Source organism: Arthrobacter globiformis (assembly GCF_046536215.2).
Classification (GTDB): domain Bacteria; phylum Actinomycetota; class Actinomycetes; order Actinomycetales; family Micrococcaceae; genus Arthrobacter; species Arthrobacter globiformis_E.
Genome location: NZ_CM143421.1, coordinates 2328310 through 2351889, shown reverse-complemented (window position 1 = coordinate 2351889; position 23580 = coordinate 2328310). Strand labels below are relative to the sequence as shown.

The following is a 23580-nucleotide window of genomic DNA, read 5'->3' as shown; positions in this document are numbered from 1 at the left end:
ATCTGGTCAGATCCGGCGGGGTTCCTGTCTGCAGGGGGCCTACTTTTCCCAGGGCGCCTTGATGGGGTAGTACTTCTCCAGGAACTGGGTGACCAGCTCCGCACGCTCGTCGGCCGGAACCTCCGGAAAACTGCCGTCATTGAGGCAGAAGAAGTCCATGTTGCGCTTGGTCAGCAGCTTGGGCAGGTACTTCAGTCCGGAGCGGAGTGTGGTGTCCACGTACCGCACCTTGGCCGCCGTCTGGGTCACGGCCCGTCCGGTCAGCAGAGCGTAGTAGTGGTAGAAGGAATTCGTGACGGAGATGTTGTCCGCGGCCCGGAACGTGCTGGCGGCAGTGTTCGCGAACTCCGCGGGGAACTCCTGCTCCATCTGGGCCACGAGGCTCCGCCGCAGCGGCGCTGCCGTGTGCTCCAGGTGGCGGGTGGTGATCCGGCCGAAGCGGTTCCAGAGCAGCTTCCGGTTGACCCGGGCCGCGTTCTCGAAGCCGCTGCGTTCGGCGTCGTTGTCGCCCAGGCCGATGCGCGTCTCCGCTTCGATGAACTTGGTGATGCCGCCCGGCGTGAAGAACATGTCCGGGCCCACCGGCCGTCCGAAGAACATGTCGTCGTTGGAGTAGAGGAAGTGCTCGGACAGGCCCTCGATGTGGTGCAGCTGGCACTCCACGGCCTGCGAGTTGTGCGTGGGCAGCACCGACGGGTCGGCGAAGAACTCCTCGCTCCGGACGATGGTCACCGACGGGTGGTCGGCCAGCCATTCCGGCGCGGGGGAGTCCGTGGCGATGAAGATGCGGCGGACCCACGGCGCGAACATGTACACCGACCGCAGCGCGTACTTGAGCTCGTTGATCTGGCGGTAGCGCGCCTCATGGTCGTCGCCCGAGCCCAGGACAGCCCCAGCCTGCCGTGCCCGGCGGGCCGCGATGTACTCCGGGGAGGTGCCGTCCACCCAGGAGAACACCATGTCGATGTCGAAGCTGATGTCGCTTGCGTGGTCAGCGAACATGTTCTCGATGGTGGGCCAGGTGTGGCCGTAGCGCTCAACCGTTCCGCGGACAGCCTCGTGCGCCATCATGGTGCGGCGGGTCAGGGAGTTCTCGATCGGCAGGATCACCTCATTGCCAAGGAAGCTCCACAGCTCCACCTGGACGCCGGCGGATGCACCGAATTCGAAGCCGCCCTCGGGTTCGACCCGCGGCCGGTACAGCCGGAAGATGCGTGCCTGGCGGTTGACGGAGAGTTCGCCGTCGGCCACCAGGACGGACGTCTTCTTCTTCGCGTCCACGGTCATGGAGTAGAACGGCTCGTTGCGGCAGGCGTCAACGAGGGCGGAGCGCAGTTTTTTGCGGTCCTTCCAGTCGAGGGCAACCACCGGACGGTCGTTGTTGCCCCGGACCAGGAGGTAATCCAGCCCTGCCCCGTCCAGCACGTTCCGGAGAAAGAGCAGGTCCTCCACCATGGCCTGGTAGGGCGTGCGGGTGTCGTTGATCAGCGCATACCGGCCGGACCGGCGAACGACGTCGGGGCGGTGCTTGAGGCGCGCCACAGCCGCCGGGGACGTTGCCTCCGCGAGTGCGGGTACGTCGTCCTCGGCTGCCTGACCGCCGTAGTAGATGTCGTCCTGAACCGTTACGTCCGTGATGGCGTTTCTCCCAAGCTTCTAGGGGTGAAGTCTTACTTGCATGATAGTCCTGCCGGTAAGGCTTGCCGGGCAGGCGGCCAGGCCCTTTTAAGCTCTGGCCGTGCGGGCCTTTGCTCTGGCCGTCCGGGCCGCGGCAGCGGGCTTAGCCAAGCAGCGCCTGCCGCCAGCTGGACAGGAACGCCGCCCCGGCGTCGTCGTGAATGGCCGTCTCGGGCATGCCCAGGTCGACGGCGGTGAGAACGTCGTAGGGTTTGGCCGGGACGCCGTCCGCGGGGCGGACGTCGACGTGCTTCACGGCGTGGTCGTTGTGGTGCAGCCAGTCGGCCATGGCATAGTCCGTGCGGGAATCGCCCACCGTCCGCCAGGCCTGCGGCGTGATGCCCTGGGCTGCCAGGAGCTCCACGGCGCGGCTCGCGCCAAGATCCTTGCCCAGCCGGACCGACTCAATGTCCGTGGAAATGATGGTGGGATCGACGCGGTAGTCGATCTCGTCGTCGGAGTTCGGTGCGTGGTGTTCCAGCCGCACGACGCCGAAGCCGTGGCGTTCCATGAGCTCCAGGGCTTCGGCATCGAACAGCTTCTGCTCGGCGAGGTACTCACTGTTCGGCACCTCGATGTGCTGCTCCACCGATACCATGGCGCGCTTGGTTTCATCGAAGAACATGTGGGACGCGTAGTCCTCAGCCACCATGCGCCGGATATCGTCACCGTAGGCCGCCGGCACGGCAAGTTCGTGGTCCACGTGGATGGGTCCGGGGCCGGCAGCCGTGTAGCTGAACCACACGGCGCCCTTCTCACAGATGGCGTGGATCAGGGTTCCGCTGGGCATTCCGGCTGCGATCATGGGCTCCATGACCTGCTCGCGGATGAACGTATCCGAGCGTCCGGTGTTGAAGATGACTGGTATTCCGGCGTTCGCGAGAGCCACCAGATCGGCGATGATTTCCGGTTTCACGTCCCTGGTCACCGGGCTGGCGACCGGCCCGTCGACGTCCAGGAGAAGGGCCAGTGCGGGTGCCGACGGAGTGTGGGCGCCGAACCCGGTGGCGGGGTTGGCTGAAGGTGCAGTCATGGCTCCATTCTGTCAGCCGGCGCCGTCCGATCCGCCCAGCCGGCGGGTGGCGGCCGGCATGTGACACTTAGTTACTGTTTGGCTACAACCTCCCGCGGCGCGCTGATTCCACATTCCCTTGAACCGGCCAGTTGCATACGCTTGCAGGGTGATATTCAAAGCTGTGGGCGAGGGACGCCCTTACCCCGACCATGGTTTCAGTACCCCCAAAGACTGGGCGGCGCTGCCGCCCCGTCCCGTGCGGCTGGATGAACTTGTGACCACCAAGCGGACCCTGGACCTTGAAGCGCTCCTTGCCGAGGACTCCACCTTCTTTGGCGACCTGTTTCCCCACGTGGTGCAGTACCAGGGCACCCTCTACCTGGAGGACGGCCTGCACCGGGCGGTAAGGACGGCACTCCACCAGCGCACCGCGATACATGCAAGGGTGCTTGTGATCGATGGCTAGAAAACCGAAAGACCTGACCGTTCTCCACGGTCACCGCGTGATTACCGGCCCCGAGCTCAGGGCCACGTTCGTCGAAGATGACGAGCACGCGGAAAACCCCGGCCGGCTGCGCCGCCGGATCCTGCACGGTGTGGTACTGGTGCTGCTGCTCGGACTGATTGTCGCGGGGATCATGGGGGCGATGGGGGTCATGAGCGGGCAGATCAAGTTTCCGTCCGCCATCCAGGCCCAGGAGAATTCCTCCGTTTGCCCGGCAACGACTTTCGACTACACGCCGCCCGCCAAGGTGAAGGTGAACGTCCTCAACGCCACGAGCCGCAACGGCCTGGCCAAGGCGGCAGCCAATGAATTCAAGGCCAGGAAGTTTGTTGTTGGCAACGTGGCCAACACGCAGACCGGTTACCGCGGCGTGGCGGCAATCGTCTCGGGTGCCGCCGGACAGTCGGCGGCCTTCACCGTCCAGCGGAACCTGCCAGGCTCCGACTACTTCCAGGACGGGCGCAAGGACGCCAGCGTGGACGTGATCCTGACCAGCGACTACCGCGGCCTGGTCAAGCCGCAGCTTGTTGACCAGACACCGGGCGTGCTCAGCTGCCCGCGTGAGAGCCGGCGCGTTGCCGACGAGTCGCAGTGGCCGGTTATGCCCACCCAGGGCGCCAAGCCCTGAGTTTCTTGCCGTGTGAACCGTTGCCTGGTCCTTAGCCGGCCGCAGCGGCAGGGGGCTGCAGGCGCAGGGGTCGGCCGCCGTCGTCGAACCTTGCCCCGGCGCCCAACTGGATGAAGCGGACGGTCCGGGAGATCCTTTCCTCCAGGTCTTCGGAGGCGTCGCCGCCGCGGGCGGCGCTGGAGGAGAGCGTGCCGTGGATCAGCTGCGCCTGCTGCAGGGGATCGGCCGCCGGGAAGTAGCCCTGGTCCATGCCGTCGCGGAGGATGTCCTGCAGCATGTCGCTGAGCCCGCCCACGTGGTCCGCGAGCTTGGCGAACGAGGCCGGCGAGAGGACGGCGCCCATGGCCGGACCGGGTGGCAGATGGCGGCGGCTGAGATCCTCCACCTGGGCCCGCACGTACAGGGCCAGCCGGTCCACCGGATTGTCCAGCCGGGACAGTGACTCGCGCAGCCCGGACATGAACCGTTCCGTCTCCAGGAGGGCGTAGGCGATCAGGAGCTCTTCGATGTCGGCGTAGTAGTTGTAGACAGCCGTGCGGCCGATCCCTGCGTGCCGGGCGACGTCCGTCATGGTGAGCCCGGGCAGCCCGTGGGAGAAGAGGAGCTCACCGAAGGCGTTCAGGATGCGGCGCTGGGTCTCGGCGCGTTGCGCAGCGTTGCTGGGGGCCGAAATCCGTGGCATAGGGACACTTTACCGCGATCTGTCACCAAACCGGTGCCGAGTTTTTGTCCAGATAATGGCCTCTCAAGGCCATCCAGGGGACGATATCTGGACAAAAACCCGGCTGTTCATACTCGGTTATTTAGACGGCGCAGCCGTCCGGGCCGCACGCGTTATCTGCCTGCGCGGCTGCTTGGTCCGGGCCGGATTTCTCGACGCCGACCATCACCAGCGGGTGCGATTCCTGCCACGCCTGCTCGAGGGCCATGGTGAAGCTCGCCGCGGGCTGGGCGCCGGACAGACCGTACTTGCGGTCGATCACGAAGAACGGAACGCCGGTGATGCCCAGGGCCCGGGCTTCGGCGAAGTCATGGCGGACGTCGTCGGCGTATTTGTCGGTGCTGAACAGCTCGGCGACGTCGCCGGCGTCGAGCCCGAGGTCCGCACCAACCGACGTGAGGTACTCAGCATTGCCGATGTCCTTGCCGTGCTCGAAGTGGTCGCTGAGCAGGCGCTCCTTGGCCGCATCCTGCTTGCCATGGGCGGCGGCCAGGTGGATCAGGCGGTGGGCAGTGAAGCTGTTGGCAACCACGACGGCGTCAAACCGGTAGTTGAGGCCCTCACCTTTGGCCTGGGCTGCTACATGGTCGAACATCTGCGTGACCTGGGCGGCGGCCATGCCCTTACGCTTGCTGAGGTAGTCCAGCTCGGTGCCGTCGTAGTGCTCGGGCACGCTCGGATCCAGCTGGTAGCTGCGCCACTGTACCTCCACCTGGTCGCGGTGCGGGAACTCGGCAAGGGCGGACTCGAAGCGGCGCTTGCCGATGTAGCACCAGGGGCAGGCGACGTCTGACCAGATCTCAATCTTCATGCTTGCGTCAACTCCCGGGCTTTCCGGGGCATTCCTGCCGGGACAGTTGCTTTGGTCACGCCGGCCTTCAGTTGCATGGGTGCCCGGCCTGGCCCTTGTCTGGCGGTGCTGCCGGCCATATTGTTTGGACTAACTCCCGGCGGTCAGGCCGTACCTTCGTGGGAGGCAATATGCGCATTGGACTGATATCGGCCCCGTGGATCCCGGTTCCGCCGCCCGGCTACGGCGGCACCGAGCGGGTGGTGGACAGCCTTGCGCGCGGGTTCGCCGCGGCCGGGCATGAGGTCCTGCTGGCAGCCCCGTCCGACAGCACCTGTCCCGTTCCGCTGGCCCCGCGAATGCGTCCCTCTGAGCCGGCGGACCTGGGGTTGGCGTTGTCGGAGCTGAGCCACATCATCAGGGCCTACGACGGCATGGCCGGCGTCGACATCATCCACGACCACACTCTCAGCGGACCGCTGTATGCCCACCGTCCGGCCGGAGTCCCGGTGGTCACCACCATCCACATCCGCCTGGCCCAGCAGGCCGTGGACCTGTACAGCGCGATCGGAAAGACCACAGGCGTCATCGCCATCTCCCATGACCAGGTCAGCCGGTCGCCGGAGGTCCCGGTGACGAAGGTGATCCACCACGGCATGGATGTGGCAGCCGTTCCGGTGGGCCAGGGGACCGGCGGTTACCTGTGCTTTGTCGGACGGCTGTCCCCGGACAAGGGCATCCTGGAGGCAATCCAGATCGCCCGTGCCGCGGTCATCCCGCTGCGCATCAGCGCACGCATCCAGGGGCCCGAGGAGCAGGCCTTTTTCGACGACGTCGTAAAGCCTGCGCTGGGGCCCGACGTGGAGTTCACGGGACCGTTGTCCGACGCCGACAAGTACGAGCTGGTGGGCGGCGCACTCGCGTTCCTGAATCCGATCCAGTGGCCGGAACCGTTCGGGCTCGTGATGATTGAGGCGCTGGCCACCGGAACGCCCGTCGTGGGAACCCCTCTCGGTGCTGCGCCGGAAATCGTGGAGCACGGCGTCACGGGGTACCTGGGCAGCGTCGACCAGCTCGCCGGGTTCGCAGCCCAGGCCGCAGGCCTCAGCCGGGAAGCCTGCCGCGCCTCGGCGGAGCAGCGCTTCAGCTCCGCCCGCATGGTGGCCGACCACCTGGCGCTCTACGAAGAGATCCTCGGCGGGTAGGTGCCGCTTGCATGGAGTTTTTGTCCAGATAATGGCCGCAAAAGGCACTTCAGCCCGCGATATCTGGACAAAAACTCCAGCGGGGTGCGGTCCTGGCCCTAAAGCGTGGAGGCGGTGGGGTTCCAGTCCTCGGGGAGAGCCGGGGACGCTGGGGCGGAGCTTTCGACGTCAACGAAAGTGCCCGAGTCCACGGATTCGGAGATCGCGACCATAGTGTCCAGGACGTGGTAGGCGAGGCTGCCGGTGGCGCGGTGCTGAACGCCGGCACGGATGGAGCGGGCCATGTCCAGTACGCCCATGCCGCGGCCGTTGGAAGGGCCGGTGGCGGGGACAACCGTCCAATCATCGTCGCCCGCGCGCCAGAGGCGCACGTCGCCGTCGAAATAGTTGGGGTCCGGAAGGGAAATGGTGGCTTCGGTTCCAGTGATCTCCACGAAGCCCATCCGCTGCCGTGGTGACTCGAACGAGAAGACGCTGTGCGAGGACTGACCGCCCTCGAACTGGGCCATTGCGGAGACGTGGGTGGGGACGTCCACGGTGAATTCTTCACCAAGCTTGGGTCCGGAACCGATCACACGGACTTCCTTGGCCTTCGACCCGATGGCCGCCACCGTGCGGACGGATCCAAAGGTCTGGACCAAGGCGGTGAGGTAGTACGGGCCCATGTCGAAGAGCGGCCCGGCGCCGTACTGGAAGAGGAATGCCGGGTTTGGGTGCCAGGATTCCGGACCCGGGGTCTGGAACGTGGTCATTGCAGTCAGCGGGGTGCCGATATCACCGCGTTCGATGATCCGCCTTGCGGTCTGCAGACCCGCCCCGAGGAAGGTGTCCGGCGCGGTACCGAGGCGGATACCGGCGGCGTCGGCTGTCTTCAGTAGCCCGAGGCCGGATTCGCGGTCCAGGGAGAAGGGCTTTTCGGTCCAGACGTGCTTGCGTGCCTCGACGGCGGCGGTAGCCACCTCCACGTGCGCGGCGGGGATGGTCAGGTTGACGATGATTTCGACGTCGGGATGGTTCAGCGCCGCCTCGACGCCGCCCCACGCCGGGATGCCGTACTCCTTGGCGCGCGCTGCAGCCGCGTCCTCGAAGAGGTCGGCGATAACGTGCACTTTTAGGTCGGGGAAGGTGGTGAGGTTGTCCAGGTACTGCTTGCTGATGTTGCCGGCGCCGATGACGCCGACGCCGACGGGTCCTCGGCGGGCGGATGCGGCGCTCATGCCTGTGCCCCTTCGGTGGCCTTGGCGGCGTTCAGGAAGGCAAGCGACTGGCTGATGCCGTCGAAGATGTCACCGGAGTAGTCATCGAATTCAACGACGCCGACTTCGAGTGACTTTGCGGCACCGATGACGTTCCACACCGCGATCTTGCCCTGGCCGGCCGGCTGCTGCGCCTTGGTGTCGGTGTTCAGGGGGCCGTCCTTGATGTGGATGAACTTCACCCGGTCACCCAGCTTGGTCAGGATGTCCACCGGGTCCTGGCCGCCGACGGCAACCCAGTAGGTGTCCACTTCCAGGACCACTTCGGGGTCCAGCAGTCCTTCGAAGTACTCCAGGGCGGTCTGGCCCTCGATGCTGGACTCCAGCTCCCACGCGTGGTTGTGGTACCCGACGCGGATGCCGTAGTCGGCGCCCTTCTTCGCAGCCGCGTTGAGCTTGGCGGCGGTGGCCCGGATGGTCTCTGCGTCCTGCCAGTGCTCAGCCGTAATGTACGGTTCGATGACGGTGGTGATGCCGAGTTCCTTCGCGGCGGCGAAGATCTCGTCCTGGTCCTGGCTCAGCAGCGGGGCGTGGCCCGACGGGGCGGTGAGGCCGTTTTCCTTAAGTGCGGCGCCGAGCTCCTTGGCCGTGGCCACGAAGTTGTAGGGCTCCACCTGGGTGAAACCGATCTCCGCCACCTTCCTGATGGTGCCGGGCAGATCCTCCTGCAGGGCATTGCGAAGCGTATACAGCTGGACGGAATAGGACATGAATTTCCCCTGACGTAAGTGTCGGAACGCTGAGTGCTGCGTGCGCGCGGGTCAAAAGCATGAGGCTCTATGCGCTTTGATAACCCCTCAACACCATCAAAGCGGATTGGTGTGGGCATGGCAACAGCTTTTTGCAAAGATCATCAAACTTTTGCCGCACGCTGTGCGAAAGCCCGCGCCTTGCTGGCCGACCCTTCCGGTCAGGACACGCAGCCGCAGCTTTCCCGCAGGACGAGTTGTACCGGGAGTTGGTTGACCACCGGTACGGCACTGGGGCTGTCCACGTGGTCTATGAGGATGGAGGCCGCCCTCGTGCCCAGGGCAACAAGGGGCTGCCGGACGGTGGTGAGGCTGGGCCGGTTGACCAGGCCCGCCACAAGGCCGTCGAAACCCGTCACCGCGACGTCACCGGGCACGCTGAGCCCCGCCCTGGCCAGGGCATCCATGAAGAGCAGTGCCTCTGCATCCACCGCACAGACAAAGGCCTGCGGCAGTTCTCCGGCTGCCTGGAGCCTGCGGATGGTGGTATCCACGTCCCCCGCCGGGTCTTCGGGGCCGGACCTGGGCAGGCTGCGGATTTCCAGCCCGGCGCGCCGCATTACTTCCGCGAAGCCCTTGAACCGGAATTCCCGGTCAGGTGATCCTTCCGCGCCCACGAAGATGATGTCCCCGTATCCATGGTGCTGGACCAGGTGTTCCGTCAGTTCGGCCATGCCAGTTGCATTTTCCACTGATACCCGGTGAAGCCCGTTGTCCACTGCCGGGTTGGACAGTTCGACGACGGGAATCCGCTGGGAGATGCGGCGCAGTATGTCGCCGGGAAGGGTGTTCGGGAAGACTGCCAGACCGTCCACGCGCCCTGCGATCCCGGCGATGTCGGCTTCCGTGCTGGCGCCGTGGCCTTCCCCGACCATCAGCACGTAGCCACGCCGCCGGCACTCCATCTCCACGCCACGCTGGACTTCGTCGTGATACAGCGGAAACAGCCGGAAATCCTTGTTCGCCTCGTCGGAGAACAGGGACTCCAGGTCATGACTGGCCTCTCCGGGTCCCCGTGCGGTCCTCGCCGCCGCGTTGCGGGCAGCCTCTGTGCTGGAACGGCCGAAGTAATCGAACGAGAAGAGTCCGATCGCGCCCGTCTTGCCTTTGGCCAGGCCGCGGGCGCTGGCACTGGGCAGGTATCCCAGCTCCCGGGCAGCCTTCAGCACGCCTTCCCTGGTGGCCTCCCGCACGCGGTGTGGCTGCGTGAAGGTGAAAGATACCGTCGCAATGGAAACCCCTGCGCGCTCGGCGACGTCATACACGGTGGGTTTTTTGGCCATGGGACTCCTTTTCCGCAGGTAATTCTATGCGGGCGCGAGACCCCTGCCGGCGTCAGTCCTTGCTTTTGAAGGCGGCGTCGAAGCTGGTCTGGGAGGCGGGGAAGTCGAACTTTTTGAGGGCTGCGAGGGCTTCGGGGGCGCCGTGGAGGCGGTCCATGCCGGCGTCTTCCCATTCGATGCTGATGGGGCCGGTGTAGCCGATCGCGGTGAGGGCGCGGAAGGAGGATTCCCAGGGGACGTCGCCGCGGCCTGCGGAGACGAAGTCCCAGCCGCGGCGGGGGTCGCCCCAGGGCAGGTGGGAGCCCATGACGGTGTTCCGGCCGGTGGGGCGGAGCTTGGTGTCTTTGCAGTCGACGTGGTAGATCCGGTCTTTGAAGTCCCAGATGAAGGAGACGGGGTCGATGCCCTGCCACATGAAGTGGGAGGGGTCCCAGTTCAGGCCGAACGCTTCGCGGTGGCCGATCGCTTCGAGGGTGCGGACGGTGGTCCAGTAGTCGTAGGCGATCTCGGAGGGGTGGACCTCGTGGGCGAAGCGGACGCCGTTTTCGTCGAAGACGTCCAGGATGGGGTTCCAGCGGTCGGCGAAGTCCTGGTAGCCGGCGTCGATGACTTTTTCCGGGACGGGCGGGAACATCGCGACGTATTGCCAGATGGAGGAGCCGGTGAACCCGACGACGGTGTCCACGCCGAGGGCTTTGGCGAGCCGGGCGGTGTGTTTCATTTCCTCGGCGGCGCGGGTGCGGACGCCTTCGGGGTCGCCGTCTCCCCAGACCTTGGATCCGACGATCGCTTCGTGGCGGAAGTCGATCGGGTCATCGCAGACGGCCTGGCCCTTGAGGTGGTTGGAGATGGCCCAGACCTTGAGGTTGTATTTGTCCAGGATGGCGAGTTTGGAGTCGACGTAGCCGGGTTCGTCCCAGCGCCAGGCGTCCAGGTGGTCGCCGGAGACGGCGATTTCCAGGCCGTCGTAGCCCCAACCGGAGGCGAGGCGGGCGACTTCCTCGAAGGGGAGGTCGGCCCATTGGCCGGTGAACAGTGTGTACGGGCGGGACATGTCAGGCTCCTTCGGCTGTGCTGTCGGTCAGGGGCGCGGCGGCAGAGGCACCGGCTCGCGGGACGAGTTGGATGGTGGCGTTTTTGGCGGCGGCTGATTCCTCGATGGCGTTCAGGATGCGTTGGACGTTGAGGCCTTCCTGGAACGACGGCGACGGCTGGTTTCCGTCGCGGATGGCGGTGAGGAAGTCGCGGATTTCGTGGGTAAAGGTGTGTTCCCAGCCGATGATGTGGCCCTGCGGCCACCAGGCGTCCAGGTATGGGTGTTCGGGTTCGTTGACCAGGATCCTCCGGAAGCCCTGCTCCCGGACGGGCGCCGTGGCGTCGAGGAAGCCGAGTTCGTTCAGGTCTTCCAGGTCGAACAGGATGGTGCCTTTGTCTCCGTAGATCTCCAGTTTCAGGGAGTTTTTCTGGCCCGTGGCCACCCGGGAAACTTCGACGGAGGCGATGGCTCCGGAGGCGAGGGAGAGTGTGGCCCAGGCGGCGTCGTCGACCGTTACTTCCTCCGGGCCGTGCTTGCCGGGGCGGACCGGGGTGAAGGTGTGCAGCCGGCCGGAGACCTCGGTGACGGGGTCGCCGAGGAGGAACAGGACTTGGTCGATGGCGTGGGAGGCGATGTCCCCGAGCGCCCCGGAGCCGGCGGTTTCCTTGTTCAGCCGCCAGGTCATCGGCGCGGTTTCGTCGGCGAGCCAGTCCTGCAGGTACGCGGCGCGGACGTGCCGGACGGTGCCGAGCCGGCCCTCCGCGATCAGTTCCCGGGCCAGGGCCAGGGCGGGGACGCGGCGGTAGTTGAAGCCGACCATCGACTGCACGCCTTTGCCACTTGCGGCCTGCGCCGCTGCGGTCATGGCTTCGGCCTCGGCCAAGGTGTTGGCCAGGGGCTTCTCCACGAGGACGTGTTTGCCGGCGGCGAGGGCGGCGATGGCGATCTCGGCATGCATCCAGCCCGGGGCGCAGATGTCGACGATGTGGATGTCCTCCCGTTCCAGGACGGAGCGCCAGTCGGTGGCGGACTCGGCCCAGCCGTATCTCGTGGCGGCGTCGGCCACCGCTTTGGCGTCCCGGCCTACGAGCACTTTTTGTTCGAAGGCGGGGACGTCGAAAAAGCTGGCCACATTCCGCCACGCATTCGAATGCGCCTTCCCCATGAAGGCATAGCCGATCATTGCCACGCCCAAAGGACGGGGGGAGGATGGAGGAGCGGAGGCGCTATTGCCCGGCAGCTGCGCGGGGTGCGGTGTCGGCATCTGAGTTCCTTGAAGACGGGAGCTGTTTCAACCGAACCTACGGCCACTTTTGTCGATAGTCAATCAAAAGTTATGGCAAAAACCGTTGTAAGCCCGGCAAAGTCCCGGAACCGTGTGCTATTCCTTAACCATGGAGACGACTATCGAGCGCCAGGAGCGGTCCGTGGACACGGGAATTCTGGCCCGGGCGGGCGACCTGTTTCAGCTGCTCCGCGATGGCAAGGCCCGCACCCGGGCCGAGTTGGCTGAGCAGACAGGCTTGGCGCGCACCACTGTTGCGGCGCGCATCGACGCCCTGACGGCCCTGGGGCTCGTCGGCCCTGCCGGCGAAGCTGCGTCCTCCGGCGGCAGGCCGCCGTCGAAATTTGCCTTTAACGCCACTGTCCGCCTGGTGCTGGCGGCCGACGTCGGTGCAAGCCACGCGGCGATTGCCCTCACCGACCTCAACGGCAATGTCCTCGCCCGGCACTCTGAAGCCCTCGACGTAGCCCAGGGGCCCGAGGTTGTCCTGGACTGGGTGCTGGAGAGCGGGCGCAAACTCCTGGCCGGGCTGGGCCGCGGCGAGGGCGACCTCGCGGGTATCGGGATCGGCCTTCCGGGGCCCGTGGAACACGGCAGCGGGCGGCCGGTCAAACCGCCGATCATGCCCGGCTGGGACGGTTTCGACGTGGTCGGGCACGTCCGGAATGGCATCGATGTGGATGTCCTCGTGGACAACGACGTCAACATCATGGCGCTCGGTGAACGGCACGCCCACTGGCGCGAATATGCCGACGTCCTCTTCATCAAACTTGCCACCGGCGTAGGCGCCGGCATCATCAGCAGCGGGGAACTTCAGCGCGGCGCCGACGGCACCTCGGGCGATCTGGGCCATGTCCGCGTGCCCGGCGGCGAGGGTGTGCTTTGCCGTTGCGGAAACACGGGGTGCCTTGAAGCCCTGGCCTCCGGGCCCGCCCTTGCCCGGAAACTCCAGGAGCAGGGGATTGCGGCCGGCTCCGGCGCGGATGTGGTTGACCTGGCCGCGCAGGGAAACGTCCACGCCATCCACGCCCTGCGGCAGGCCGGCCGCGACGTCGGTGAGGTCCTGGCCATCTGCGTCAACATGCTCAACCCCTCGGTGATTGTGGTGGGCGGAAGCCTGTCCAAAGCGGGGGACCAGCTACTGGCCGGCATACGTGAGGCCGTGTACGGCAGGTCCCTTCCGCTCGCCACGGCCCGGCTGAGGATCGAACAGTCGCGGGCGAAGTCGGACGCGGCCATTCTTGGCGCCAGCCGCATGGTTATCGAATACGTCCTTTCGCCTGCCGTCGTCGAGTCTGCCGTCGCGGCCGCCGGCCGTAGCTAGGAACTCCTCCCGCGGGGCGCCGGGACGCCCCTCCGTTTTTCGCCACACCCTTCGCCCGAGCGGCAGAGGGTACTCCTGCCTGCCCGCAGGTTACGGCCCGCAAAAAGGTTAAAAGTTCAAAGCGCTTAGCTGATTGACACCCTTTACTGCCCGTGAAAGCTTACTTACAGCTGAGAAATTGCAGGCTTTTGTAATACGAAAGTCAGAAGACTCACCGATCTTCGCTACTACCCCAAACCAGCACGGCCCGCCGGTCTGCAGGATCCCCTGCGGCCGGAGGGCCGGGCATACCGAAAGGAACCTCGTGAAGGCATTCATGCCGGCCGGACGCCGTCGTCTGGCGAAGAGCGTTGTAGCCACCGTTGCCCTGGGCATTCTGCTCACCGGGTGCGGCGGGACGTCGGCGACCACGCCGTCGACCTCCGCCGCCGCCGTCGACCCTGCCAGCGCCGCAGGCGCCAAAGGCAACATCTCGATCTGCGGCGGCAAGGACGCCAGCGGGATCCACAAGAACACCACCGCAGCGTTCAACAAGGCCCACCCGGGCATGACCGCCAAGTACACGGAGATCGGCTCCACCACGGACGAGTCCCGGACCCAGGCCGTCCAGCGGCTTGAGGGGAAGTCCACGGAGTGCGACATCTTCATGACCGACGTCATCTGGACCGCGGAATTCGCTTCCCAGGGCTGGCTGATGGACCAGACCAAGCTCGTGGACGGCATCAAGGACCGCCTCATTCCCTCCACAGTCAAGGCTGTCGGGTACCAGGACAAGTACTGGGCCACCCCGTTCTACACGAACGCGGGCCTCATCTACTACCTGAAGGACAAGGTCGCCAAGCCGAAGACGTGGCAGCAGCTGTACAAGGAGGCGGCCAAGGCCCCGGCGACGGCCTTGTCTACCAGGGCAAGCAGTATGAAGGCCTGACCGTCAACTTCCTGGAACTGCTCTACAGTGCCGGCGGCGAGGTCCTCAATGACAAGGGCGAAGTGGTGGTGGACAACGACACCACCCGCAAGGTCATCAACTTCATGGCCGACGGGATCAAGAACGGCTCAGCCGACAAAGCTGTACTGACTTACAACGAAGACCCGACACGGCTGGCCTACGAGTCCGGGAACTTCGGATACCAGCGCAACTGGCCCCACGTCTACAGGCTGCTGAACGCCACCAAGCTCGCTGGAAAATTCGACGTCGCGCCCCTTCCGTCCTTCGACGGCTCCACCAAGGCGAGCGGTGTCCTGGGCGGATGGAACTTCTCCATCTCGGCGTACTCGACCAACCCGGCCGCCGCCGTGGCCTACATCAACTTCGCTACCACGCCGGACTGGCAGAAGCACGTGGCCATGGACAACTCGCAGGCACCGGTCAACGAGGCTGCCTACTCCGCCCCCGAGGTGCTGGCGAAGATGCCGTTCGCGCAACAGCTCCTGGAATCGGTGAAGGGGGCCAAGCCGCGCCCGGTATCCCCGGTTTACCCGCAGATTTCCCAGGCGATCAACAAGAACGTCTACTCCGTGCTTTCGGGTACGGCCACGGCTGACGAGGCTGTGAAGAAGATGGCTGAAGAGATCGAGACTGCCAAGGCGAGCTTCTGATCATGGCTGCACCAGTCCTGACGCCCGGTCGCGGCCGTTCCAGCGGGCACGACCGGGCAGAACGGCGGCTCGCGGTCCGGATGACCGCGCCGTCCCTGATCCTCATGGCGCTTGTCGCCGCCGTGCCGATCGGGTACGCAATCTGGCTCTCGCTCAACCAGTACAGCATCCGGCAGGCCGGGCTCTCCCGCTTTGTCGGGCTGGACAACTACATCTCCGCGCTCAGCAGTCCGGAATGGTGGGCAGCCTTCGGGCAGACCTTCCTGTTCGCCGGCCTGTCGGTTTCGCTGGAACTGGTTCTCGGCACCGCGATGGCGCTGCTCCTGAACCTGGCCTTCCGCGGGCGCGCCCTGCTGCGGACGGTGGTTCTCCTGCCGTACGCAGTGGTGACGGTGGTCAGCGCCATTACCTGGGAGACGATGTTCGAGCCCAACCTTGGCCTGGTGACCCAGATCCTTTCGGGCCTGGGGATGCCTGCCGGGAACATCGTCTGGCTCGGCGAGCCGGGCTATGCGATGGCCGTTGTTGTCCTGGCCGATGTCTGGAAGACGACGCCGTTCGCGGCGCTGATCATCCTGGCGGGCCTTCAGGTCATCCCGCAGGAGACCTACGAAGCCGCCGAGCTGGACGGCGCCGGCAAGTGGCAGAGTTTCTGGGGCGTCACGCTTCCCCTGCTGAAGCCTGCGATCGTCCTTGCCGCTATCTTCCGCACCATGGACGCCCTCCGGGTCTTCGACCTCCCGTTCGTCCTTACCCGGGGCGCCAACGGAACCGAGTCGATGTCCATGCTCGCCTACAAGGAGCTGCGCGAAAACAGGCTCGTGGGGGAGGGGTCCGCGCTGTCCATCCTGACCTTCCTGACGGTCATGGTGGTGTCCATGGTCTACGTCCGCTTTGCCGGCAGCAACATCCGCGCCGTCTCAAAGGAGAACTGATGAGCACCCTACTTGCCGAGCGCCCCACACAGCGCGCGCAGGGCACTGCCAGGATCCCGAGGCGACGGCTGCGGGGCGAGACGCGGCTGCACCCGCTGACGTGGGTGTTCATCCTGGGCGTGATGGCTTTTTCCCTCGTTCCCTTTTACTGGCTGATCAATACGTCGCTGAAAAAGGGAGCCAGTCTCGGCCAGGGCGAGCTCTTCCCCAGCGACCCCTCGATTGAGAACTACCTCACTGTCCTCCAGAACGCAGAATTCCTGCTCGCGCTGCGGAACTCGGTGATCATCGCCGTCGTTACCACCGGCGTCGCTCTGGTTTTTGCCTCCTTCGCCGCATACGCACTGGCCCGCCTCAGGATGCGCCGCAAGTCCCTGATCCTGACCCTCATCCTCTCCGTGACCACGTTCCCGGCGATCGCCATTGCGGCGCCGATGTTCGCGATCTGGCGGGACATCGGCCTGTACGACACCCTGCTGGGCCTGATCATTCCCAAGCTGACCTTCGCCCTGCCGCTGGCTATTTACACGCTGACTTCCTTCTTCCGGGAGATCCCGCGGGAGCTCGAGGAATCGGCATACATGGATGGCGCCTCACCCTTCCAGGCCTTCCGCAAGGTCATCCTGCCACTGGCCGTCCCCGGGCTGGCCACCACTGCCATTCTGGTGTTCATCTCCGTGTGGAACGAGTTCCTGCTCGCCGTCACACTGACGACATCCCCGGACGCCCGCCCTGTTCCAGTGGCCATTGCTTTCTTCAGCGGTGCCAGCGAATTCGACCAGCCGCTCGGGACCATCAGCGCAGCCTCAGTGCTCATCACCATTCCTCTGGTGGTCCTGGTGCTCGTCTGCCAGCGGCGCATTGTCTCGGGCATGACCGCCGGCGCCGTTAAAGGGTGACACTTAAGCCATCTCCGCAAACCACATCCAGTACCCCTATCCGGAACGAATAAAGGAAAAATCCGTGAGCAATCACCAGGTGGAGAAGCCCGCCACCCTCAAGGTCGGCGTCGTAGGCATCGGCTGGGCCGGTCAGCAGCACATCAAGGCCTACAAGAATATGGACGGCGTGGAGCTGGTTGCGGTCGCCGCGATGGAGGCCGACCTGCTGGCGAGCATCAAGGACGAGTACGGCGTCCCCCACACGTTTGCCCGCTGGGAGGACCTGATCGAACTCGACGGGCTCGACGCCGTCAGCGTGGCCGTGCCCACCTTCCTGCACGCCCCGATCGCCATCGCCGCGCTGGAGCGCGGCCTGCACGTCCTGAGCGAAAAGCCCCTGGCCCGCAACGGTGACGAGGGCCTGCAGATGGTGGAGGCGGCGCGGAAGGCCGGCCGCGTCCTGGACGTGGCCTTCAACCACCGCCGCCGCGGTGACATCCAAAAGCTGAAAAGCATCATTGACGACGGCGAACTCGGCCGCCCGTACTACGCCAAGGCTTCGTGGCTGCGCCGGCAGGGCATCCCCATGCTGGGCAGTTGGTTCACCAACCCTGCGCTGGCCGGCGGAGGGCCGCTGGCCGACATCGGCGTGCACGTCCTGGACTATGCCCTGCACCTGCTGGGCGAGCCCAAGGTCCTCTCCGTCTCGGCGTCGACCCATTCCGAACTGGGCCCCCGCGGGCTGGGCGGCAACGCCCGCTACACCGCCATGAAGTCCTCCCACAAGTTTGAGGTGGAGGACTTCGCCTCGGCGTTCATCCGGCTGGAGGGCGGCGGCACTCTGATCCTCGAAGCAGGCTGGGCCGCCTACCGGGACGAGGATGACCTGATGGACTTCACTGTCTATGGCACCGACGGCGGAGCGGAACTCCGCGCCGTCGGGGCCTCCAACGTCCCCGTCGCGGACGTCCGGATCTTCAAGGAAAAGGATGGCGAGAACGCCGACTACGTGGTGGTGGCCGAACCGGGCCGCGCGCACCAGGCCGTGGTGGAGGACTTCGTGGACGCCGTCCGCGGCGGCGAGACCGTGTGGGGCGCCCACGACGGCTCGCTCGCACTGACCCGTGCCCTGGTGCTCGACGCCTGCTACAAATCCGCCCTCGAACAGCGCGAAGTGAGGCTCTGACATGACCGAAAAACTCAACATCCTGGTCTGGAACGAAGGCGTCCATGAGGCGAACAACCAGCCGGAAACCATGGCCGAGATGTATCCCCATGGCATCCACGGCGCCGTCGCGGACGGGCTGAAGGGCTTCTACCCGGATTCCAGCATCACCACTGCCACGCTGGCGGACCCGGAACACGGCCTGTCCGAGGAGACCCTCGCCGCCACGGACGTGCTCCTGTGGTGGGGCCACGTGGCCCACGCCGAGGTCAGCGACGAGGTGGTGGAGCGCGTCCAGCGGCACGTGCTCGGCGGCATGGGCCTGATCGTGCTGCACTCGGGGCACTTCGCCAAGATCTTCACCAAGCTGCTGGGCACCACGTGCTCGCTGAAGTGGCGCAACGAGGGCGAGCGGGAACTTGTGTGGACCGTGAAGCCCTCGCACCCGATCGCCGCCGGCGTCGAAAGTCCCATTGTGATCCCGAAACAGGAGATGTACGGCGAGCTCTTCGACATTCCCGAGCCCGACGACCTCATCTTCATCAGCTCCTTTGAGGGCGGCGAGGTGTTCCGCTCGGGTGTGACGTTCACGCGGGGCAAGGGCCGGATCTTCTACTTCAGCCCGGGCGACCAGGAGTACCCCGTGTACCACCAGCCGCAGATCCGGCAGGTGATTGCCAACGGCGTGGGCTGGGCGGCGCAGCCGGGCAGGTTCCGCGAGGCGCCGGGCGTCAGCAATGCCCCGCGGGACTGGTTCCTTAACGCCCCCTGAGCGCGAGCGGACAGTTATGCCCCCCGCTTCAGCCGTATGGGGCGCCGCATGATAGCAATGGGAGTGATGAAAACCGTTTCCCGCTTCCAGTTCCCTGACGTCCGCGCCCTATGAGGGACAGCATCGGAACGAAGGTTCCCCGCAGCTGGATCCTGCTCGCGTGCATCGGCCTCATCGCCCTCAACATGCGGGGCCCCTTCGTGGCGGTGGCGCCGGTGCTGGGCCCGATGCAGCAGGAGCTGGGGTTCTCGCCCGTTGAGCTGGGCCTGCTGACCGGGATTCCGGTGCTGTGCTTCTCGCTCGCGGCGCCCCTGGCCTCCCTGGCCGGGCGCCGGTTCGGTGCCGAACTTGCCATCACGCTGACGCTGGCGGGCGTCCTGGCCGGCGTGGCGGTCCGTTCGGCCGGCGGCGGCGCCATGGTGATGGCGGGCACGGTCATCCTGGGCCTCGCCATCACCGTGGGCAACATCGCGGTGCCGCTGATCATCCGGCGGGACTTCTCGCCGCGGCGCCAGGGGACCGCCATGGGAATCTACACGGCCGCCCTGAACGTCGGCTCGTTCGCTACTTCCGTGATCACCGCGCCGCTGGCCGAAATGGCCGGCTGGCGGGCCGCCATTGCTGGCTCTGCGGCCTTTGCCATCGCGGCCGTCGGCTTCTGGGTTTTCGCGTCCGGGCGCCGGGCCTTCCTCCCTGTGGCCGACGACGGGACGGGCGGTTCGCCGGCAGCTGGCCGCCCGGCGTCGCGCTGGATCACTGTGGGTTTGACTGTCGGCTTTGCCGGCCAGGCCATCTCCTATTACGGCGTCACCGCCTGGCTCCCCAGCCTGCTGTCCGACGAACTCGGCATGACGCCAGCCGCGGCGGGGGCAGGCTCGTCGCTGTTCCAGATCATGGCTATTGCGGGCAGCCTGGGCGTGCCGCTTGCGGCCCGGTTCATGAGTACGACGGCGGTCGCGGTCACCTTGAGTGCCATGTGGCTGACCGTTCCGCTGGGGCTGCTGTTCGTTCCCCAGCTGTGGTGGCTATGGTCCTCGCTCGGGGGAGTGGCGCAGGGCGGGGGCATCACGCTGATCTTCATCGCCATCATCAAGCTCGCCCGCGACCAGGCCTCCGCCGGCCGGATGTCGGCCATCGTCCAGGGGGTGGGTTACGGCGTTGCCGCCCTGGCGCCGACCGCGGTGGGCTACGTCCACAGCGCCTCGGGCAACTGGTCCATGCCGCTGCTGGTGATCCTCGGCTCCGTGCTGGCGTTCTTCATCTCAACAACACTGTCCGTGCGGAAGGTGCCCCGCCAGCGTTAGGCGCCGTCCCGCCGTCGTCCGTTCCTTCAACAAGCGCGAACTGGCAGCTGATGCCCTCAAACCTGGGTTTTCGGGTCATTAGCTGCCAGTTCGCGCTGCAAGGTGGTTCCGCTGCCGGGCCGCCTCCCCGGCCTTCGGGGGTGCCTGTTGCGAAGGGCGTGGCGGCCCGGCGGACGGAAATCTGTGCCGGTTCAGAGGGCGGCGCTAGGCGGCGACGAGCTCGTCCTCGATGGCCTCGGCCGTGGCGTCGATGCCCTCACGGGCTTCGTGCAGGTACCGGGCGTAGGCGGGAACCGTGAGGAAGCTGGGGAACTTGTCGCTCAGCGTGACCTCCTCGAAGACATCGCGGGCGTCGGCAAAGCGGTCGCCGTCGAAGCGCTCAAGCCGGGCGAACTCCTCGTCCAGCATCTCCTCCACCCATTCCCGGCTGATGATCTCGCCGTGGTCCGTGATGGCGCGGGAGTAAATCCACTGCCACAGCTGCGAGCGGGAGATCTCCGCGGTGGCGGCGTCCTCCATCAGGTTGTGGATGGCGACCGCGCCGTTGCCGCGCAGCCAGGATTCGATGTACCGGATACCCACCTCGATGTTGTTCCGGATGCCCTGCTCGGTGATGGTGCCCTGGGTGGCAGCCACGTTGATGAGGGCGCGGTCGTCCGGGGTGACGTCCTCACGCAGGCGGTCCAGCTGGTTCGCCCGGCCGGCCAGAACGCCGTCGAACACCTCGCGGCACACGGGCACCAGGTCCGGGTGCGCCACCCAGGAGCCGTCAAAGCCGTCTGCTGCCTCGCGGGTCTTGTCCGCGCGGACCTTCTCAAAGGCGTTGGCGTTGGCGGCCTCATCCTTGCGGTTGGGAACCGCGGCGGCCATGCCCCCAATAGCCATGGCGCCGCGCTTGTGGCACGCGCGCACCAGCTGTTCGGTGTAGGCCCGCATGAACGGGGCAGTCATGGTCACCTGCCCGCGGTCCGGAAGGACGAAGCGCGGGCCGCGGGTGCGGAAGTTCTTGATCAGGGAGAAGATGTAGTCCCAGCGCCCGGCGTTCAGGCCCGCGGCGTGGTCCCGGAGCTCGAACAGGATCTCCTCCATCTCGAAGGAAGCGGTGATCGTTTCGATCAGCACGGTGGCGCGGATGGTGCCCTGCGGGATCCCGAGCAGGTCCTGGGCCAGGATGAAGATGTCATTCCACAGCCGGGCTTCGAGGTGGTTTTCGATCTTCGGCAGGTAGAAGTACGGGCCCTTGCCCTGGGCCAGCAGGCGGCGGGCGTTGTGGAAGAAGTACAGGCCGAAGTCCACGATGCCGCCGGCGATCGGCTCGCCGTTGATCAGCATGTGCTTCTCGGGCAGGTGCCAGCCGCGGGGCCGGACCACGATAGTGGGCAGGTCCTCGGCGGCCTTGAGCTTGTATTCCTTGCCTTCGGGCGAGGTGAAGTCGATCCGGCGCTCCAGCGCGTCCGTGAGGTTCAGCTGGCCCTGGATGACGTTGCGCCACGACGGCGTGGAGGCGTCTTCCATGTCCGCCAGCCACACCTTGGCGCCGGAGTTCAGGGCGTTGATGGTCATCTTGCGGTCCACAGGCCCGGTGATTTCCACCCGGCGGTCCTCAAGCCCTGGAGCAGGCGGAGCGACCCGCCAGTGCGGATCGTTGCGGACGGACTCGGTTTCCCTCAGGAAGCGCGGGTCCTGGCCCCGGGAGATGTCCTCCCGCCGGGCACGACGCGCCCGCAGCAGTTCCTCGCGCCGCCCCGCCGTGGCCTTGTGCAGCTGCGCAACGAAGGCCAGAGCGTCGGGAGTGAGCACCTCGCCCTGACGGCAAATCGGCTGAGCAGTGAGAGTGATCCCATTGATAGTGAAGTTGTCGGTGAAGCTGTTCATGTCATCTGCTCCTTAAAGCAAGAAGGAAAGTTCGACGGCGGGACGAACCAAAGGTGAGCTGCTCACCAGGCCGAAGGTGCCGGGATTGCGGCAGCCTGCGTAAAAGGGGCCCTGTGCCCGGGTCCGTCCTCGCTCAGCGAGGTCGGACCCGGGCATGGGGAATAGCAGGCAGAGCGATGCCGGACCGAAGGCCGAAGGCGACCGCCGCCGTCGGGAAGTGTTAGTGGAACTGGCCTTCTTCTGTGGATCCCACGAGAGCCAATGTGGATGCGTTCGGGTTGAGCGCAGTGGAGATGTCGTCGAAGTAGCCGGTGCCGACTTCGCGCTGGTGCTTGGTTGCGGTGTAGCCGCGGGACTCGGAGGCGAATTCCTTTTCCTGCAGTTCGACGTACGCGCTCATGCCTTCGCGGGCGTAGCCGTGGGCGAGGTCGAACATCGAGTAGTTCAGGGCGTGGAATCCGGCCAGGGTGATGAACTGGAAGGTGAAGCCCATGGCGCCGAGCTCGCGCTGGAACTTGGCGATGGTGGCGTCGTCCAGGTGCTTGCGCCAGTTGAACGAGGGTGAGCAGTTGTAGGAGAGCATCTGGTCCGGGAACTCGGCCTTGACGGATTCGGCGAACTTGCGGGCCAGCTCCAGGTCCGGGGTGCCGGTTTCCATCCAGATCAGGTCGGAGTAGGGGGCGTAGGCCTTGGCGCGGGCGATGCAGGGTTCGATGCCGTTGCGGACCTTGTAGAAGCCCTCCGGGGTGCGTTCGCCGGTGATGAACTCCTTGTCGCGCTCGTCGACGTCGGAGGTAATCAGGGTGGCTGCCTCGGCGTCGGTGCGGGCGATGACGACCGTGGGGGTGCCGGCGACGTCGGCTGCCAGGCGGGCCGCGTTCAGGGTCCGGACGTGCTGCTGGGTGGGGATCAGGACCTTGCCGCCGAGGTGGCCGCACTTCTTCTCCGAGGCGAGCTGGTCCTCCCAGTGCACGCCCGAGGCGCCGGCCTGGATCATGGACTTCATCAGCTCGTAGGCGTTCAGCGGGCCGCCGAAGCCGGCCTCGGCGTCGGCAACGATCGGAACCAGCCAGTCCTCGACGGTCTGGATGCCTTCGGAGAATTCGATCTGGTCGGCGCGCAGGAGGGCGTTGTTGATGCGGCGGACCACGGTGGGGACCGAGTTGGCCGGGTACAGGGACTGGTCCGGGTAGGTGTGGCCGGAGTTGTTGGCGTCGGCGGCCACCTGCCAGCCCGAAAGGTAGATGGCGCGCAGGCCGGCCTTGACCTGCTGCACGGCCTGGTTTCCGGTCAGGGCGCCCAGGGCGTTGGTGTACTTGCCTTCCTTGTGCTCCTCGGTGAGCTGCTTCCACAGCTTCTCGGAACCGCGCTTGGCGAGGGTGTGCTCTTCGGAGACCCGGCCGCGGAGGCGGACGACGTCGGCGGCTGAGTAGTCCCGAGTGACGCCTTCCCAGCGCGGGTTGGCAGCCCACTCGAGCTCCAGTGCGGCGGCCTGCTGTTCGGGCGTCTGCTGGGTGGGCTCAAATGCTGCAGTCATCTTTGTCTCCTTGTTAGCTCCCGGGCCATTCCGGGAAG

At 66.0% G+C, this 23580-nt stretch carries 20 protein-coding genes and 1 pseudogene; 10 read left to right on the top strand and 11 right to left on the bottom strand.

What is annotated here, in order from left to right:
- Positions 1-39 precede the first annotated feature (39 nt).
- Both R5O87_RS10460 and R5O87_RS10455 read right to left on the bottom strand, forming a co-directional pair.
- Positions 40-1611, bottom strand: coding sequence for a stealth conserved region 3 domain-containing protein (locus R5O87_RS10460; RefSeq protein WP_410555255.1), 1572 nt, complete (start codon positions 1609-1611; stop codon positions 40-42).
- Between the two features lie 169 nt (positions 1612-1780).
- On the bottom strand, positions 1781-2710 hold the full coding sequence (locus R5O87_RS10455; protein ID WP_410555246.1) for a Cof-type HAD-IIB family hydrolase: 930 nt from the start codon (positions 2708-2710) through the stop codon (positions 1781-1783).
- Positions 2711-2858: 148 nt separating this feature from the next.
- On the opposite strand from R5O87_RS10455, the gene R5O87_RS10450 reads away from it, so the two are divergent.
- Both R5O87_RS10450 and R5O87_RS10445 read left to right on the top strand, forming a co-directional pair.
- Positions 2859-3158, top strand: a complete 300-nt coding sequence (locus tag R5O87_RS10450) for a type II toxin-antitoxin system VapB family antitoxin (protein WP_043417724.1) — start codon at positions 2859-2861, stop codon at positions 3156-3158.
- Positions 3151-3825: a LytR C-terminal domain-containing protein gene (locus R5O87_RS10445; RefSeq protein WP_410555245.1), complete on the top strand. Its 675-nt coding sequence runs from the start codon at positions 3151-3153 to the stop codon at positions 3823-3825. Before R5O87_RS10450 ends, R5O87_RS10445 begins: the two co-directional genes overlap by 8 nt.
- A 31-nt stretch (positions 3826-3856) precedes the next feature.
- Here the strand turns inward: R5O87_RS10445 and R5O87_RS10440 are convergent, their stop codons facing one another.
- A complete protein-coding gene (locus R5O87_RS10440) occupies positions 3857-4507 on the bottom strand; it encodes a TetR/AcrR family transcriptional regulator (RefSeq protein WP_410555244.1) in 651 nt (216 codons plus the stop codon).
- Positions 4508-4628: 121 nt separating this feature from the next.
- A complete protein-coding gene (locus R5O87_RS10435; RefSeq protein WP_410555243.1) occupies positions 4629-5357 on the bottom strand; it encodes a DsbA family oxidoreductase in 729 nt (242 codons plus the stop codon).
- A gap of 170 nt (positions 5358-5527) precedes the next feature.
- On the opposite strand from R5O87_RS10435, the gene R5O87_RS10430 reads away from it, so the two are divergent.
- Positions 5528-6541 carry a glycosyltransferase family 4 protein gene (locus tag R5O87_RS10430; RefSeq protein WP_410555242.1) on the top strand — a complete coding sequence of 338 codons (1014 nt, stop codon included), beginning with the start codon at positions 5528-5530 and terminating at the stop codon, positions 6539-6541.
- A gap of 98 nt (positions 6542-6639) precedes the next feature.
- Here the strand turns inward: R5O87_RS10430 and R5O87_RS10425 are convergent, their stop codons facing one another.
- From R5O87_RS10425 to R5O87_RS10405, 5 genes are all read right to left on the bottom strand, one after another.
- Positions 6640-7758 (bottom strand): Gfo/Idh/MocA family protein, encoded by a 1119-nt coding sequence (locus tag R5O87_RS10425; protein WP_410555241.1) that lies wholly within the window; start codon positions 7756-7758, stop codon positions 6640-6642.
- Positions 7755-8507: a sugar phosphate isomerase/epimerase family protein gene (locus R5O87_RS10420; RefSeq protein ID WP_410555240.1), complete on the bottom strand. Its 753-nt coding sequence runs from the start codon at positions 8505-8507 to the stop codon at positions 7755-7757. The genes R5O87_RS10425 and R5O87_RS10420 overlap by 4 nt, the downstream gene beginning before the upstream one ends.
- Positions 8508-8707: 200 nt before the next feature.
- On the bottom strand, positions 8708-9829 hold the full coding sequence (locus R5O87_RS10415; protein WP_410555239.1) for a LacI family DNA-binding transcriptional regulator: 1122 nt from the start codon (positions 9827-9829) through the stop codon (positions 8708-8710).
- A 52-nt stretch (positions 9830-9881) separates the two neighbouring features.
- Positions 9882-10883 carry a sugar phosphate isomerase/epimerase family protein gene (locus R5O87_RS10410; protein ID WP_410555238.1) on the bottom strand — a complete coding sequence of 334 codons (1002 nt, stop codon included), beginning with the start codon at positions 10881-10883 and terminating at the stop codon, positions 9882-9884.
- Between the two features lies 1 nt (position 10884).
- Positions 10885-12129: a Gfo/Idh/MocA family protein gene (locus R5O87_RS10405; RefSeq protein ID WP_410555236.1), complete on the bottom strand. Its 1245-nt coding sequence runs from the start codon at positions 12127-12129 to the stop codon at positions 10885-10887.
- 130 nt (positions 12130-12259) lie between these two features.
- Here R5O87_RS10405 and R5O87_RS10400 point away from each other — a divergent pair, with 130 nt between their 5' ends.
- The 7 genes and pseudogenes from R5O87_RS10400 (at position 12260) to R5O87_RS10370 (ending at position 20130) form a co-directional block, all read left to right on the top strand.
- Complete coding sequence (locus R5O87_RS10400) at positions 12260-13474, top strand: ROK family transcriptional regulator (protein ID WP_410555235.1); 1215 nt, start codon at positions 12260-12262, stop codon at positions 13472-13474.
- Positions 13475-13790: 316 nt separating this feature from the next.
- Positions 13791-15073: pseudogene (locus R5O87_RS10395) on the top strand (ABC transporter substrate-binding protein).
- Positions 15074-15075: 2 nt separating this feature from the next.
- Positions 15076-16008: a carbohydrate ABC transporter permease gene (locus tag R5O87_RS10390; RefSeq protein WP_410555234.1), complete on the top strand. Its 933-nt coding sequence runs from the start codon at positions 15076-15078 to the stop codon at positions 16006-16008.
- Entirely contained in the window at positions 16008-16907 is a 900-nt protein-coding gene (locus tag R5O87_RS10385) for a carbohydrate ABC transporter permease (RefSeq protein ID WP_410555233.1), read from the top strand. The genes R5O87_RS10390 and R5O87_RS10385 overlap by 1 nt, the downstream gene beginning before the upstream one ends.
- Before the next feature lie 64 nt (positions 16908-16971).
- A complete protein-coding gene (locus R5O87_RS10380; protein ID WP_410555232.1) occupies positions 16972-18075 on the top strand; it encodes a Gfo/Idh/MocA family protein in 1104 nt (367 codons plus the stop codon).
- A gap of 1 nt (position 18076) precedes the next feature.
- Positions 18077-18826, top strand: a complete 750-nt coding sequence (locus tag R5O87_RS10375) for a ThuA domain-containing protein (RefSeq protein ID WP_410555231.1) — start codon at positions 18077-18079, stop codon at positions 18824-18826.
- A gap of 110 nt (positions 18827-18936) precedes the next feature.
- Positions 18937-20130 carry an MFS transporter gene (locus tag R5O87_RS10370; protein WP_410555230.1) on the top strand — a complete coding sequence of 398 codons (1194 nt, stop codon included), beginning with the start codon at positions 18937-18939 and terminating at the stop codon, positions 20128-20130.
- Positions 20131-20334: 204 nt separating this feature from the next.
- On the opposite strand, the gene aceB is transcribed toward R5O87_RS10370, so the two are convergent.
- Together aceB and aceA are read right to left on the bottom strand one after the other, a co-directional pair.
- The gene (gene aceB, locus R5O87_RS10365; protein WP_410555229.1) at positions 20335-22005 is read right to left on the bottom strand and encodes a malate synthase A; all 1671 of its coding nucleotides are present in this window, start codon (positions 22003-22005) and stop codon (positions 20335-20337) included.
- A 220-nt stretch (positions 22006-22225) separates the two neighbouring features.
- Entirely contained in the window at positions 22226-23542 is a 1317-nt protein-coding gene (gene aceA, locus R5O87_RS10360; RefSeq protein ID WP_410555228.1) for an isocitrate lyase, read from the bottom strand.
- Positions 23543-23580: the final 38 nt, after the last annotated feature.

Coding starts and splice junctions, on each gene's coding strand:
- R5O87_RS10370 (WP_410555230.1), top strand. CDS start 18,937: ATGAGGGACAGCATCGGAACGAAGGTTCCCCGCAGCTGGATCCTGCTC.
- R5O87_RS10440 (WP_410555244.1), bottom strand. CDS start 4,507: ATGCCACGGATTTCGGCCCCCAGCAACGCTGCGCAACGCGCCGAGACC.
- R5O87_RS10385 (WP_410555233.1), top strand. CDS start 16,008: ATGAGCACCCTACTTGCCGAGCGCCCCACACAGCGCGCGCAGGGCACT.
- R5O87_RS10400 (WP_410555235.1), top strand. CDS start 12,260: ATGGAGACGACTATCGAGCGCCAGGAGCGGTCCGTGGACACGGGAATT.
- R5O87_RS10430 (WP_410555242.1), top strand. CDS start 5,528: ATGCGCATTGGACTGATATCGGCCCCGTGGATCCCGGTTCCGCCGCCC.
- aceA (WP_410555228.1), bottom strand. CDS start 23,542: ATGACTGCAGCATTTGAGCCCACCCAGCAGACGCCCGAACAGCAGGCC.
- R5O87_RS10420 (WP_410555240.1), bottom strand. CDS start 8,507: ATGTCCTATTCCGTCCAGCTGTATACGCTTCGCAATGCCCTGCAGGAG.
- R5O87_RS10425 (WP_410555241.1), bottom strand. CDS start 7,758: ATGAGCGCCGCATCCGCCCGCCGAGGACCCGTCGGCGTCGGCGTCATC.
- R5O87_RS10415 (WP_410555239.1), bottom strand. CDS start 9,829: ATGGCCAAAAAACCCACCGTGTATGACGTCGCCGAGCGCGCAGGGGTT.
- R5O87_RS10455 (WP_410555246.1), bottom strand. CDS start 2,710: ATGACTGCACCTTCAGCCAACCCCGCCACCGGGTTCGGCGCCCACACT.
- R5O87_RS10410 (WP_410555238.1), bottom strand. CDS start 10,883: ATGTCCCGCCCGTACACACTGTTCACCGGCCAATGGGCCGACCTCCCC.
- R5O87_RS10435 (WP_410555243.1), bottom strand. CDS start 5,357: ATGAAGATTGAGATCTGGTCAGACGTCGCCTGCCCCTGGTGCTACATC.
- R5O87_RS10390 (WP_410555234.1), top strand. CDS start 15,076: ATGGCTGCACCAGTCCTGACGCCCGGTCGCGGCCGTTCCAGCGGGCAC.
- R5O87_RS10375 (WP_410555231.1), top strand. CDS start 18,077: ATGACCGAAAAACTCAACATCCTGGTCTGGAACGAAGGCGTCCATGAG.
- R5O87_RS10405 (WP_410555236.1), bottom strand. CDS start 12,129: ATGCCGACACCGCACCCCGCGCAGCTGCCGGGCAATAGCGCCTCCGCT.
- R5O87_RS10445 (WP_410555245.1), top strand. CDS start 3,151: ATGGCTAGAAAACCGAAAGACCTGACCGTTCTCCACGGTCACCGCGTG.
- aceB (WP_410555229.1), bottom strand. CDS start 22,005: ATGAACAGCTTCACCGACAACTTCACTATCAATGGGATCACTCTCACT.